The 14,510-nt window shown below is 34.6% G+C and carries 16 protein-coding genes; 4 read left to right on the forward strand and 12 right to left on the reverse strand.

All coding sequences use genetic code 11. The features are described from left to right. Positions 1 to 49: 49 nt before the first annotated feature. Positions 50 to 949, reverse strand: a complete 900-nt coding sequence (locus tag NEH74_RS06525; protein WP_055276305.1) for a deoxyribonuclease IV — start codon at positions 947 to 949, stop codon at positions 50 to 52. A gap of 27 nt (positions 950 to 976) precedes the next feature. Next, a complete protein-coding gene (locus NEH74_RS06530) occupies positions 977 to 2,278 on the reverse strand; it encodes a DEAD/DEAH box helicase (RefSeq protein ID WP_055245210.1) in 1,302 nt (433 codons plus the stop codon). Positions 2,279 to 2,481: 203 nt separating this feature from the next. On the opposite strand from NEH74_RS06530, the gene NEH74_RS06535 reads away from it, so the two are divergent. Next, positions 2,482 to 3,423 (forward strand): 4-hydroxy-3-methylbut-2-enyl diphosphate reductase, encoded by a 942-nt coding sequence (locus tag NEH74_RS06535; RefSeq protein WP_262941212.1) that lies wholly within the window; start codon positions 2,482 to 2,484, stop codon positions 3,421 to 3,423. A 32-nt stretch (positions 3,424 to 3,455) separates the two neighbouring features. Here the strand turns inward: NEH74_RS06535 and NEH74_RS06540 are convergent, their stop codons facing one another. From NEH74_RS06540 to NEH74_RS06585, 10 genes are all read right to left on the reverse strand, one after another. After that, on the reverse strand, positions 3,456 to 4,124 hold the full coding sequence (locus NEH74_RS06540) for a M15 family metallopeptidase (protein WP_055305351.1): 669 nt from the start codon (positions 4,122 to 4,124) through the stop codon (positions 3,456 to 3,458). Between the two features lie 283 nt (positions 4,125 to 4,407). Further along, positions 4,408 to 4,833, reverse strand: coding sequence for an HTH domain-containing protein (locus NEH74_RS06545; protein ID WP_055305350.1), 426 nt, complete (start codon positions 4,831 to 4,833; stop codon positions 4,408 to 4,410). 143 nt (positions 4,834 to 4,976) lie between these two features. Beyond that, complete coding sequence (locus tag NEH74_RS06550; RefSeq protein WP_055305349.1) at positions 4,977 to 5,477, reverse strand: AAA family ATPase; 501 nt, start codon at positions 5,475 to 5,477, stop codon at positions 4,977 to 4,979. Between the two features lie 52 nt (positions 5,478 to 5,529). Beyond that, positions 5,530 to 5,679, reverse strand: a complete 150-nt coding sequence (locus tag NEH74_RS06555; protein WP_212725089.1) for a hypothetical protein — start codon at positions 5,677 to 5,679, stop codon at positions 5,530 to 5,532. Positions 5,680 to 5,989: 310 nt separating this feature from the next. Further along, positions 5,990 to 6,868 carry a choline/ethanolamine kinase family protein gene (locus tag NEH74_RS06560; protein ID WP_055305348.1) on the reverse strand — a complete coding sequence of 293 codons (879 nt, stop codon included), beginning with the start codon at positions 6,866 to 6,868 and terminating at the stop codon, positions 5,990 to 5,992. Positions 6,869 to 7,043: 175 nt separating this feature from the next. Further along, positions 7,044 to 7,241 (reverse strand): GNAT family N-acetyltransferase, encoded by a 198-nt coding sequence (locus NEH74_RS06565; protein ID WP_147614359.1) that lies wholly within the window; start codon positions 7,239 to 7,241, stop codon positions 7,044 to 7,046. A 143-nt stretch (positions 7,242 to 7,384) separates the two neighbouring features. Next, a complete protein-coding gene (locus tag NEH74_RS06570; protein WP_055276214.1) occupies positions 7,385 to 7,720 on the reverse strand; it encodes a hypothetical protein in 336 nt (111 codons plus the stop codon). Between the two features lie 192 nt (positions 7,721 to 7,912). Beyond that, a complete protein-coding gene (locus tag NEH74_RS06575; RefSeq protein ID WP_055276212.1) occupies positions 7,913 to 8,707 on the reverse strand; it encodes a GNAT family N-acetyltransferase in 795 nt (264 codons plus the stop codon). 996 nt (positions 8,708 to 9,703) lie between these two features. Then, complete coding sequence (gene rpmF / locus NEH74_RS06580; RefSeq protein ID WP_006783624.1) at positions 9,704 to 9,883, reverse strand: 50S ribosomal protein L32; 180 nt, start codon at positions 9,881 to 9,883, stop codon at positions 9,704 to 9,706. 11 nt (positions 9,884 to 9,894) lie between these two features. After that, entirely contained in the window at positions 9,895 to 10,416 is a 522-nt protein-coding gene (locus NEH74_RS06585) for a YceD family protein (protein ID WP_055243570.1), read from the reverse strand. Between the two features lie 205 nt (positions 10,417 to 10,621). Here NEH74_RS06585 and NEH74_RS06590 point away from each other — a divergent pair, with 205 nt between their 5' ends. The 3 genes from NEH74_RS06590 (at position 10,622) to NEH74_RS06600 (ending at position 14,488) form a co-directional block, all read left to right on the forward strand. Next, positions 10,622 to 11,821 (forward strand): nucleotidyltransferase, encoded by a 1,200-nt coding sequence (locus NEH74_RS06590; protein WP_055305346.1) that lies wholly within the window; start codon positions 10,622 to 10,624, stop codon positions 11,819 to 11,821. A 136-nt stretch (positions 11,822 to 11,957) separates the two neighbouring features. Beyond that, positions 11,958 to 12,974, forward strand: coding sequence for an Mrp/NBP35 family ATP-binding protein (locus NEH74_RS06595; protein WP_055276208.1), 1,017 nt, complete (start codon positions 11,958 to 11,960; stop codon positions 12,972 to 12,974). 275 nt (positions 12,975 to 13,249) lie between these two features. Further along, the gene (locus tag NEH74_RS06600) at positions 13,250 to 14,488 is read left to right on the forward strand and encodes a multiprotein-bridging factor 1 family protein (RefSeq protein ID WP_055305345.1); all 1,239 of its coding nucleotides are present in this window, start codon (positions 13,250 to 13,252) and stop codon (positions 14,486 to 14,488) included. Positions 14,489 to 14,510: the final 22 nt, after the last annotated feature.

Here is a 14,510-nt window from a genome sequence, read left to right on the forward strand (position 1 = left end):
CGGGCGCACATAAAAAAATAACCATCCATTTGGATGGTTATTTTTCTTATTATAGACGTCCTAAAATACGATCTAAATTTTGAGGGTCAAATTCACCTTTTCTAAACATTTCAATCTCTTGTTTATAGGGTGGTACTTTATCTTTTGAATCTCCACCTACAGCCACATATGGTGTTTCTAAAATTTTAGGTACTTTTTTGAAATCTGGATGATACATGATATATTTTAACGCATCAAATCCGATTTCTCCAAATCCGATATTTTCATGACGGTCTTTTTTCGCTCCGCTCACATTTTTACTATCGTTAATATGGAATGCTGCAATTTGTTTTTTTCCGATTAAACGATCAAATGATTCTAATACTCCTGCAAAATCATTCACAATATCATATCCTGCATCATGAACGTGGCATGTATCGAAGCAAACACGTAGCTTATCATTATGAACAACATTATCAAAAATATAAGCTAATTCGTCAAAACTACGTCCAACCTCTGTTCCTTTACCAGCCATTGTTTCTAACGCAATCGTAATTGCTGTGTCTTTCGTTAACACTTCATTTAATCCTTCAACGATTTTTTTAAGTCCAACTTCTACACCAGCTCCAACGTGAGCCCCTGGGTGAAGAACTAATGTATACGCACGAAGGGCTTCAGAACGTTCAATTTCTTTGGCTAAAAACTCAACAGCTAATTCAAAAGTTTCTGGTTTCACGGTATTTGCTAAGTTAATAATATATGGCGCATGAACGACGATATCCGATAGACCATGCTCATTCATGTACTGCCATCCCGCTTCAATATTTAATTCTTCAATAGGTTTACGACGTGTATTTTGTGGAGCCCCCGTGTAAATCATAAATGTGTTGGCCCCGTATGAAGCTGCTTCTTTTGCAGCCCCAAGTAACATCTCTTTACCTGCCATCCCAACATGAGAACCGATTTTCAACATCCCTCATCACCTGACTTTCAATACTTATTTACGCTTACGGCGTTCTTGACGTTTCACTTGCTCCATTTGAGCTTTCATTTTCTTTTTATATCCTGGCGTTACTTTCTTAGGTTTACGCACTTTCGACTTTGCAATCTTATCGATTTCATTTTCTTTTTTCTCACGTTTTTGACGGGCATTACGAGCATTAACAGCCACTAATTCACCATTTTTAACTTCTTTATAGTTAAATTCAATTCCACGTGCTTCTAACTCTTGTAATAATTCTTCTTCAGCTGAATCATATAATGTGATTGCCACTCCATCATAGTTTCCACGAGCAGTACGTCCAACACGGTGAATGTAGAACTCTAAATCTTGTGGTAATTCATAGTTGATGACATGACTTACTCCTTCAATATCAATTCCGCGTGCCGCAATATCTGTAGCCACAATGTATTGGAATTCTAAGTTACGAATACGTTGCATCATTTGACGACGTTGACGTGGTGTTAAATCACCATGAATTTGTCCAACACGGAATCCTTGTGACATTAAAGCATTTGAAACTGTTGTGGCATTTTGTTTTGTATTGACGAAAATAATTGCTAAATATGGATTTAATGCCTTTAAAATATTAGCAATGATATTAACACGACTACGGTGTTTCGTTGGATATAAGATATGTTCAATCTTAACAGCTGTTTGTTGGCGTGGTTGAATATGAACATGCGTTGGGGCTGTCATATATTTTTTTAAGAATGGTTTTAACGCTTGAGGAATTGTTGCTGAGAAAACCATCATTTGTAATCCGCGTCCCATTGTTCCTGCGATTTGATCAATATCTGTTAAAAACCCTGTTTCCAGTGTCATATCTGCTTCATCGACAACAAACATTTTCGCTGTATGAACTAATAAGACACGTTCGTTAATCGCTAAGTCTTTGATACGTCCAGGTGTTCCGATAACGATTTGTGGCTGTGTACCTAATTTTTCAATTGTTTTTTGTTTATCGGTTCCACCCACATAACGTGCAATTTTAATTGGTTTATCACTGAATGATGCTAGTTGATTTGCCACATTATAAATTTGTTCAGCAAGTTCACGTGTTGGTGTTGTAATCACTGCTTGAACTTGTTGTAACTCTTCATCTAACCCTTGGAAAATTGGAATTAAGAACGCATGTGTTTTTCCACTTCCCGTTTGCGATTGACCGATAATATCTTTTCCTTTTAATGCTAACGGCATAACCTCTTCTTGGATTTGTGTTAAAGTTTCAAAATGTAAATCAGCAACAGCTGCCTTTAAATATGGTTTTATATTTAAATCTTGAAAACGTACAGACATGAATACCACTCCTTCAATGTTAGTATAACTAACTTCTATCAATCTTAACGACAAAATTCTCGTTATTTTGCAAATTCCTTTTGACGCACAAATTCTATCTTACCAAATGTGAGTGACCAAATTCAACCTATATTCTTTATTATTAGGAGATAATCGTCGAAATATGATATAATAAACCCAAATCTAAAGCAGAGGTGAGTTCATTGAAAGTAATTAAAATTGCTCCACGTGGTTATTGTTCAGGTGTCATCGGCGCTTTAAATATTGTCCAAGATGCAGCACTGAATGAAACATTACCACGTCCAATTTATGTTTTAGGGATGATTGTTCACAATGAACATATCACAAAAGCCATCGATGATTTAGGCGTGATTACAGTTGATGATAAATCAAAAACACGTGATGAGTTACTAGATCAAATTGATACTGGGACTGTTATCTTTACTGCGCATGGAATTTCTCCATCCGTTAAACAAAAAGCAATCGATAAAGGATTAACGGTTATTGATGCTAGCTGTAAAGATGTCATCAAAACCCATGTCTTAATGAAAGAGCATATCGACGCAGGGTACGACGTGATTTACATTGGTAAACAGGGACACCCTGAAACGGAAGGGGCACTTGGTGTCGACCCTGAGCACATTCATCTCATTTCAAAAGCAAATGAATTAGAAGGATTAAATCTTGATAATGAAAAAATCATCATCACGAATCAGACAACCATGAGTTTATGGGATGTATATTCATTATCGCAAAAAATCCAAGAAAAATTCCCACAAGCACAATTTATTAAAGAAATTTGTAATGCGACACAAGTTCGTCAAGAAGCAGTGGAAACTCAAGCTATTGAAGCAGATTTAACAATTGTCGTTGGAGACCCACACAGTAATAACACAGCTCGTTTATCACAAATTTCAATTGAACGTGCTAATACACCATCCTATCGTATTGCGTCACTTGAAGATCTTGACTTAAACTGGTTAAAAGAGGTTGAAACAGTTGCTGTGACAGCAGGTGCTTCAACGCCAACACCAATTACAAAAGAAGTCATTGATTTCTTAGAGGCTTATGATAAAAACGATTCAAGTACATGGGACACAACGTCACATATTACAAGTGATAAAGTGTTATTTAAACGCAAATAAAAGGGGCTGTCTCAAAATGAGATAGCCCCTTTCTAATATTTTTTCTCAAAATGTTGATAGTCTTTTAAACTCGTCCAATCGCCTCCCCACGTCCATCCATGTGACGTAAACAGTTGATAAACAGCATCGTTCTTTTTAATAATACCTAGTACATGTTGATCTCGATTCACATAGGCTAGCCCATTTGTGGGTAAAACTAAATCATTTTTCACATACGGATTCACTTTCGGATTTAAATCAATCGCCAATCCATAGGCATGATTAGACAATTTACCTCCATCCGTGACATGACGAAAATTAAATGCACTGCTATTGTTATCTTCCATCGATAGCTCGTCGGAACCCCCATAACAACTCATCACACGCAATTTCTGAATCGGATATCTCATTAAATACAGCTGTTTAAAAATATCGAGAACTTCGTCCGCCACTTTCACATTGACAATAAGTTCTCCCACATGAAAAAGCCCATCATAACCAAAATGTAAAACCTTTAAATAACGTAACTCGTCATAAGTAATAATGCTTGGATCCAATGGAACTTGTTGTTCTAAACAATCACCATACTGTTCTTGTAGCGTCAGTACTTGAAAACAACTCATTGTCTCCTCCTCCCCTACTTCAAATAAAATGAAAGGGTCAACCCCTGACTGTAACAATGGACACTCATTTAAATAAAGACTAGCCATCATTTCAAGCATCATAAGTACCCCTCACTTTCCTACTTACAGTTTACGACAGAACTTTCAATTTTATGAGGAATGAATGATAGAATAAGCTAAATTTTTTAATCCCTTATAATAAAAAATGTATAAAACAAAGCTAACTAGAAAAAAGAGCTATCTTAGGGTAAGATAACTCGTCTATATCAGAATAAAAATGTATTTAGTTTTCTAACTACTTTAATACAAAGGCATCTTCCACTACTAGAACTTATTTTTTACGATGGAAAAAAGCTTATCTGGACTTATACATTGATTTGGATTAAATTAAGCTGATAGAATCTTTGAATAATGAAAACAAAAACATGACTTTAACTGCCAACCGATACTTAACTTCAACCTCAACTTGTTCAGGATGAGCTAAAAAGAGTTGAACCTCTTCTAGAGGAACGTTCGCATATGCAGCAAAGGTTTCGAGTTTTAGCCCACATTCAACGATTAAAAGTTTCATAATGGTTAAAACCCGTTCATCATCTTTGATCGCTGTGATCCCCACTCTAAACATTTCAATCGTTAAACTGAGTGTTAATAGCTGTTCATCCGATAAAGCACTTAACGTTGATTTCTTTTCTAACACTTCAGTAAACCAAAGTAAACTGATATTTGTTAAATGACTCAGTGCCTCGAGTGTCAAATGATACTCTATTAACAAACTTTTTAATTGTTCACGAAAGAGTTCATCCTTCATCTTCTCCACGTCCTTACACCAAAGTTAAGGCAATTTCATTATAAAAATGACAACTGCCACTACACTAGCAGTATAATCGAAATGAATCAAATCGTGACATCTTAATCTTTTCTTTTTCCTTTCTATAAATGATTCTTATAGATTTACAACTTTCTTAAAAATTCCGAACATTCTCTTCGATTATGAAAAATAATGACTGTCTTATCTTTTTGATGACTTAGCATCTCTAAGTAGTTTTTTCGATTATTTTTGTTAAAGTCCCAAACAAACTTAAAAAAACTAAAGTCAAATCGTTCAGGACAATTTCCTCCCATATCTGGTCGCGATTTACCATACCCTTTAAGAACTCGTTTAATGACTCCAAACAAACAAGTCATTCGTGAATAATCCAAATAAATAACAGTATCACAGTGCTCTAACCTAAGTGGAATCGTCCGATGATAATTTCCGTCAATAATCCATGCTTCTTTTCGGACTTCCTGTAAAAGTAAGGCATCAAATTCTTCTGTTGAGACTGGTTGCCAATGATCTCGCCAGTTCAACACATCAAGATGAACAAGCGGCAAGTTCAGTTTACATGAAAGTTTTCTAGCCAGTGTTGTTTTCCCGCTACCAGGACAGCCCATAATCATGACTTTTCTCATTGAATCCCTCCTTAAATAAGAATTTCATGAGTCTAACTTTAAAATCAATCCCTTATGGAATAGCTGGAATCAAGATAGATGCTGATTGATTATGATTTAAAACCTCAAAATGATACATTGGCTGATAATAACCTTTTGAATCCATTTCGTACTGCAAGCTAACCGCTTTAACTTCAATTGGCTCCGTTAAATCTAAATACAAACAGAAATGTTTTCTACATTTAATACAGCAACCGAAATATGAGATGGTTATGCCGTGCAAGGCAGACTATAGTCCAGCTAAAAGTTTTTACGATGTAAAAAACTTATCTGGACTTATATAAATACTTAAGGTATCCTTGTTTCACATTTCCCTTTTTCAGCTGCATAAAAGCTTGTGCCTCTGATAAGATATCTACTGTTTTATATTCTTCATATTGAATCATATGGTTCCTAATGGATTCAATCACCATTTAAGTCCATTATAAAAAAGCTTAGAACGAAAATTTCATTCTAAGCTTTTTAAAAATTTCTTATTTATATTGGTTAGCTCCACTTAAAAATTGCTCTGCTTTTGTTAAATAAGCAGCTGCAATCATATTAAAGTCTAAGCCTAAATCTTTACTTAATCCAATTAAGTCTTTGTATAACGCCACGTTATGCCATTGTAAGCACTGGAAAGCACGCCATAAATATAAACGACGAGATTCTTCTGCCTGCGGTTCACGTCCTAAATAAACGGGTAAGAATTTTAACGCCAATTCAAATTCTTTGTTTCCGACACAAGCTACATCATATATTGGATCATTATTCCCTGTGAACTCCCAATCTAATAAATACGTTTGATCGGCTTCAACGACCATGTTTGAAATTTGACTATCATTATGGCAAATGACTTTTGGGAATTGATCTAAGAATTCACGATTACTTAAGAATTCTTCTTTTAATTCAAAATATTTATCTGCATGTTTATAACCAAAATCAGTCACTAATTTTTCATAAGCATTTAAACGTTCATATGGACGATAATCATCCTGTGCTTTTAATCCTGATTCATGTAACACATGTAAAACTTTTGATACTTCTTCTAAGTACGTTTCAGGATTTTCAACCTCACTTAAAGGTGTCCCATCAACGAATTTAGAAAGTTTGTATCCCGTTTCTGTCTCGAAATAAACCATTTCATTATTGATTCCTAACTGATCAACAATCTGAATATTGGCTAACTCTTCTTCACGATTCACAAATACTTCGGCATTCTTTCCAGGAATACGGAACGTATATTTTTCTCCATTTACGACAACCACGTACATTAAGTTTGACATTCCACCCATTAAACGATGATCGATGATAACATCTGCCTCGTTTACACCTAATGCTTTAGCAGTAACCGATTTAATGATGTTTTCCATAATCTCACTCCTACATCTATGATTTTGTTATTATTGTACCATAAATTCCATCAAAATAAAGCACTTCACCATAACAGTTCAGAAAATTGTATCCTATAAACTAAATTGAATCGATACAATTATACTAATTTAAGTCAACATGGTTAGTAAATGAACCCTCTAAAACCGAAGACACTTATTTTTCTAAGTAAAGATCCATTAATAAAACATCATAATACTGATTATTAACATAAACATTATCTTTATGGCGACCTACTACTTCAAAACCATATTTCTTAGATAAATAAACGGCACGTTCCTTTCCAACTTTTATAATTAAAGAGACCACTTTAATCACAAGATCATTGATTACAAACGTGACTAATGCCTTCATCATCACTGAATTCTAATACCTTTTTCTTACAGATAAAGAAAAATTTTTATTATGAGCGATACACGCTTGCTTAGGCATTGCTTATACAACAACACCAACTATTATAGAACCTTTATTCCCTCTTGTTCTCTATAAATCAAATTTTAGATTCCAAAATGAATCAGATATTTATTTTCTTGTTTTGCTTGGTTAGCTAAAGAAATCAAATGAGTATATTCTAATTTATCTTGTAACGATAAAATCTGTATTAACCGATCGATGGACTGAGGAGGTATAAGTGTAATCCCGTGGTATGCAATCCCTCTACCTGGAACTTGACGAGTATGCCAATAACAGCAGACATTTTGTAAATCGATTAAAATAGGCTCAATAAAATTATCATCAATTGCAATACAATGATATTTATTTGGTTCATATTCATCAAATCGTTCGTTATTTATAGGCTCATTTTGCATTATTCCAAATTTATGTGTGGCCACCTTATCACCTCTTTAAACACCTAGCAATAGTCAAAATAATTGAAACTCATTTTTAAACAACTTGTTCTCTCCAAATAGACGAATAACTCATAACAACCTTTTCCTCTAAAAGACTAAAAATAAATACATCGGACTCAGGTGAGCAAATAGCCACCTAAAACATAGACAACTGTTAAAATTTACGAAATCATCTTATGGCTGGCGAACAATCATCTTCCACTTTCCTATCGTTTTAAACCCTAATTTATGATAAACGGCTCCGGCTTCAGGGTTATCATAAAACAAACAAAGTGTCTTCTGTTCATTTAATAAATCTTGACATAATTTAGATAACACTTGCGTCATTAATCCTTGACGTCGATAATCTTTACGTGTCGCAACACTAACTACCATCGCAGATTTAGAGTTTTCAGCTGCTGTTTGAGCAGTACAAATCACTTCTTTTTTCTCATTCTCAATAAAATAAATGCGTCCTGATTGATCTTCAAGCTTTTGACGCACATGATCAGCAGAATTTCGATTTAAAGTATCAAACTCCTCAATCATCAATAATAAATCAAAGATACGCTCGGCATCATCAGGTGTTGCCAATTTAATAGTTACTTGCCCTGTTTTTAAGGATAGATTATCCTTTAATTCACAAAAATACATCTCTCTCTCATGATATCGTTCAAAGCAAGATTTAAACGGACTTACCATCTGTGCTTCACCAGATATAATGTTAGCTCGCTCATCGTTTTGAATAACTTCTCTAAACTTTGAAACAAATAGCTCTTCATCTTTAAAATAAGGAATATAATTGTCTCGATAACGTAATAAGACTCCCGTTAATTCCTCATTTTCATTAAAACTTCCCCAAACGGTTTGAATCTCCGAATCAAATCCATAGTTTTCAATATCACCAATCTGAAATAAATTAAGCCCAGGATCTTTACCTAAAAAATCCATCGTCTTTGTGTAATCATTTTCATTCAATTTCCTAAACATCATAATCTCCCCTTAAATTGCAGTAACTACTCGTCTATAAGTCACTACACTTTCTGTCTAATGATGATGTGAATTCTAACATTAAACCTCAAACATGTAAAGTGAAAATTTCTATAATATGGTATGAAAATTCTTTTCCTAAAAATTAAAAGGAGAACAACTATCCCACTCTCTTAAATATATAATCAATGTCTTAAAGTAATGTTTTAGCATACATATCTAATTAAATCACATACTTCTTGAACATAGATTTTACCCTAGTAGTGGAGTTTTCCTTATTAGCGAAGGATACCTACTTTGTAGGATAAGGACTGTATAATTCACTCAAAAATTTCTAAATAAAATTGGGCATAAAAAAAGAACGACTCTCGTCGTCCATTTAATCATGATTAATTATTCAAATATCGGTTCGGTTTACACCTCCCCAACAAATTAAGGATAACTGCGACGGAACACATCTCCATCCGAGTATAGTTGCACTAAAGCGGTAAAAACGCTAGTGCATAGATGAAAGAAATTAATTTCATACTCCTAATTTAAACTCATTTTCAAAACATGGTTTCGACTTGCGTCTCAACTATATAGGTAAGGATAACCCCGACGGAACATATCTCCAACGATGGATAGTTGTACTAAAGCTTCTCATTTAATTAGGTAGCAATCCACCAACAAGGAAATCACCCTACCAGCGGAAGATAGCTACGAGTTCGTTTCTCTCACTATGTAGCGCAGGGAACCCATAGTTCGCCTAAAATTTTCGAAGAAAATTAGGCATTAAAAAAGAACGACTCTCGTCGTCCATTTAATCGTGATTGATTATTCAAATATTGGTTCGGTTTATACCTCACCTTTCGCTAGTTGATAACATCGGTAGAACGCATCTCTACCGATGTATAGATTTACTAAGCAATCTAAGATTGCTAGTAAATCTAACAAAAGCCAGAGCATTTCTGCTCTGGCTAGCTAACCTTTATTAATGGGCCCATTAACAAAGTATTATTCTTCAGTTTTAACTACTTCGCGTCCTTTGTAAGTTCCGCAAGTTCCGCATACACGGTGAGATAATTTCATTTCTCCACATTGTGGGCAAGCTACCATACCTGGTACTTCTAATTTGAAGTGAGTACGACGTTTACGCTTTGCAGTTTTAGATGTTCTTCTTTGTGGTACAGCCATTTTGACACCTCCTAGTTATCTTGAGTATCATTTAGCAATTTTGATAAAACCGCTAATCGTGGATCGACTTTTGGTTCAGCTTCTGATTCGTGCAAATCTTCTTCTGTTTCAAATTCGATTCCTTTTTTCTTCATTTCTTCGTAAGCACCTTCTTTTACGACACGTAAAGGTTTTTGAAGCAAAATATTTTGCCAAATAACCGGTGCAAGTTCAATCGTTGTTCCAGTTACAAGATACTCATCTTCACCTTCTTCATATAGATCCGCATCTAATACGAAGACTTCAACGGAATCGTAATCAAATGGGTATTCTACATCATCAAGTGTTAAGGCACAAGCTAATGTCATTGTTCCTTCGATATGAAGATTAAACACTACCTTTTTGCCTTGAAGTTGTCCTGTTCCTGTCACTTTAACTTTTGACAATTTACGAATTTCATCATGTGCGTTCACAATGTCTGAGAAATCAACTAATTCGTCAATTTCAAAAACTTTGGAACCTTGTTTTATAAGTTGAGCAATAGCCCATTTCATCACAATCACCTCTAATTGCAACAGACTACATTATACATACTTTTTATTTCATTGTCAACAAGTCAGTTGATAATATTCAACAAAAAGATGTGTAATCTTATTAATTTTATCTTTTGGTTCACAACTGACTCTTTCTTTAATATAACCAACCTTCATATTAATATCAATGCATCTTTGATATAATAGAATTTAGGAAGGTGATACGATGAAAGCAACAGGTTTAATAGTTGAGTATAATCCATTTCATAATGGCCATTTATATCATCTCACAAAAAGCATTGAGCAATCAAATGCTGATGTCTTAATTGTCGTTATGAGTGGACATTTTACTCAACGTGGAGAACCAACGATCCTTAACAAATGGGAACGTACAAAAATGGCACTTGCAAATGGAGCCGATTTAGTAATCGAACTACCTTATGCCTATAGTTGCCAACATGCCGACTTATTTGCTAAAGGAGCCGTTTCTATTTTAACACATTTACACGTAAATGAATTAATTTTTGGTAGCGAAAGTGGAAATATTGACGAATTAATCCAATTAGAGTCGATCACTAGTGGAATTGATTTCCAAAAGGCTGTTCGTAAATGGGTACAAACCGGTCTAAGTTTACCAAAAGCGAATGCTAAAGCATTAGAAGAATTCAATTTTACGAAAGAACTTGGAACTTCGCCTAATAATACATTAGGACTTTATTATATTCGTGCGGTGAATGAATTACAAAGTCCAATCAAAGTTGGAACCTTAACACGCATTCATAGTGACTATCGTGATCAAGCCCCAACCCATGATAAAATTTCAAGTGCGACCTCAATCCGAAATCTGCGTGAACAACGTGCCGATTTTAGTACCTTTGTACCAAAAAAAGTGCAAGATATTTTAGATGAACATTATCGTCAAACAAACACCTATCATACGTGGGAAACCTACTTCCCTTTTCTCAAACAAAAAATATTGACGTTAACACCAAAACATCTAGTTGAGATTCACGATGTCGAAGAAGGAATTGAAAATCGTTTGTATTCGGCGATGATGAAGAGTTCGTCATTCGAGGAATTTATGGATGCAGTGAAGACAAAACGCTACACGCGTACGCGTATTCAGCGCATTTGCGCCAACATTTTGACGCACACTACAAAAGAATGGATTCATGATTTACAACTAGCAACCGGAGCACCTTACGTTCGATTACTAGGGGCGACCCCAACTGGAAAGCAATATTTAAAGTCCATTAAAAAAGACATCAATGTTCCTATTTATAGTAAATTCGATTCAAAAGGACATCCAATGCTAAAACATGAACAAAGTGTCACAGCCGCTTATAGCTCTATTTTACCCGAACCTCATTGTACAAATTTAAATATCGCGGAATTTTCAAATTTCCCACTACATTTTGAGCGTTAATTACCGCATTCCTTCATTTTTGGTGTATAATGAGCACATAATCATTCGTTCTTATATAGACGTTTGATAAGTTTAAGTTTGATACAATAAATAGATGCCATTCATCTATTTCTATATAGTAAAGGAGATTTAATTTATGAGTTTAAAAGAGCAAATTAAACATGAGATTGAACAGTTAGTTGATCCTAGCACAAATAAAACATTAGGTGAACAAAATAGCCTTCGCCACTTAGTTGTTGACGAAGAAGATTCAATTGTGACAGCGATTATTGCGATTGGATTAACAAAAGGACCAGAAGAAAAAACATTATCTCGTCAATTAGCGAAGTTAATTAAAATCGACCATAAATTCCGTGGGATCAAAGTTCAATTTGAAGAGCTTCCTCATGAAAAAGAGGAATCAGATAACCAAAAGAAAACTGTTTATATTGCCGTGACGTCTGGTAAAGGTGGGGTTGGAAAATCAACAGTTACAGCTAACTTAGCGGTTGCCTTAGCCCGCTTAGGAAAGAAAGTGGGAATTATTGATGCCGATATTTATGGACCAAGTATTCCACATATCTTTGAAATGAAAAAAGAAGGATTCCAAATGGCGGAAAATAACAAAATTTATCCACCAGTAGCCTTCAATATTCCAGTTATCTCAACAGAATTCTTCTTAGAAGATGATCAACCTTTAATGTGGCGTGGTCCAATGCTTAACCGTATGTTAAATCATTTCTTCAACGATGTGGCATGGGATGAAAACTTAGACTTTATGTTAATCGACTTACCTCCAGGAACAGGAGATGTTGCCATCGACATTCAAAAATTAATTCCGGAAGCTCATGTCATCGTCGTCACAACACCTCATCCAACAGCTTCACACATCGCTGTTAAATCAGGATACATGGCTAAGACATTAAAACATAATATCTTAGGAGTTGTTGAAAACATGTCTTACTACATCAATCCAGTGAGCGGAGCTCATGATGCTATCTTTGGTTCAGGCGGTGGAGATTTAGTTGCTTCTCAATTAGAAGTTGACTTATTAGCCTCTTTACCAATCGGACAACCACAAAATGAATTATCGCATTCAATCTTCTCACCAGAAGAGGAAATTGGAATTGCTTATTTAGGACTTGCTAATAAAGTATTAAAAGCATTAAAATAATTTAAAAAGGAGCACAATCTACGGATGATGCTCCTTTTCTATTTTTTGTCCATATGAATATCATCATTATCCATATAACAATAATAATTCTTTTGATAACATGGTGACGTAACCTAAAAAGTTAAGCTCTGTTAAAAGAAAATATTGACATAAAAGATTACTGATCATACATTTTTATCTTTGTCTAACTCAATAGAATTTTAAAACTAATATTATTAACGTTTTCGAGCGTCAATAAAATGGTCTAACAGAGCGAAAAGTTAAAGAGGTGGACTATGAAACAATACGAGTATGCGAAAAACCTGACCTATTCACGACTCTCTTTTTCTCCCCCGCTTCATCCCGGGGCCATTATTAGGGATAAACGACTTCACCTTAACTTAACCTTAAGTGAACTCGCTGAACATATTTGTAATACGTCTACCCTTTCAAAAATTGAAACTGGTAATCATAAAGCGACCCCCTTACTTCTATCTAAACTTTATGAAAAACTAAACATCATTGAGGTTCCTAGTTTACAGCTAACTGATTGGTTAGCACCCATTCGAGTTAAGCTTTATCAACATGATTTGATAGCACTACACCAGCTGAATTTAAACACTTCCTTTCATTATCAAGCACGCTTAATTAAGTTTGCATCTTCAGTACTAAATAAAGACTATGTACAAGCCCAAAAGCAAACATTAATATTACAGAAAATGATGACATATATGTCACTCGAAGAACTTCAGTTTTATTATCTTTTTTTAGGCCGTTACTATATGGCATTCAATGAAGGACTCTTAGCTAAAAATTACTATCATCTCTCTTACGAAATAGCTAATACGATCACTCTCTCAGATCCACTATTACTTCTATCATTAGCTGAGTATTATTCTTTATCTAATGACTCCTTCAAAGCAGGTCATCTTGCCGTTGAAGCATTATCTAAATTTAATAAATATTACTCCCTAAAATATACAATCGACTGCGAGCTATTACTCTGCTATGAGTATACCAAAACAGGACTTTTACCAAAAGCTAATTCTCTTCTTGAACGTTTATGTACTAAACTTAATCACTCAGACCCCTATCATCAGCGTGCGACTTTATTTAACTGCTATGGCGATTATTATGTTGCTATCGAGGACTATATTTCAGCTGAAAAAATGTACTTGCAAGCCCTACTTGAGCATCATGTCCCATCTGAAACGATTTTATCACTCATCAAACTTTATTATCATTCTTCACAGACACCTAAATTAAAGCGATTCTTAACTCAACTTCAGCAAAAAGAAGTGGATTTTAATCGTCAAAATTATCTAAAGTGTCAATTTTATTACTACTTAGTCCATCATCCTAATTCTGATGTATTACGAATTTTTCTAATTAAAGAAGCAATTCCTTTTGCAAAAAAACAACACGACCGTCTAGGATTAGAACTTTTTTCAAAAAGTTTATTTCAGATTTGCCAAGCGCGGCACAAATATAAGGAAGCAATTCATATCTTATCAGAGCTCTATGAGACTTCATAAACTTTTAAAAACTTTTGGTAAA

Source organism: Turicibacter sp. GALT-G1, assembly GCF_025594995.1.
In the GTDB taxonomy this organism is placed as follows: domain Bacteria; phylum Bacillota_I; class Bacilli_A; order MOL361; family Turicibacteraceae; genus Turicibacter; species Turicibacter bilis.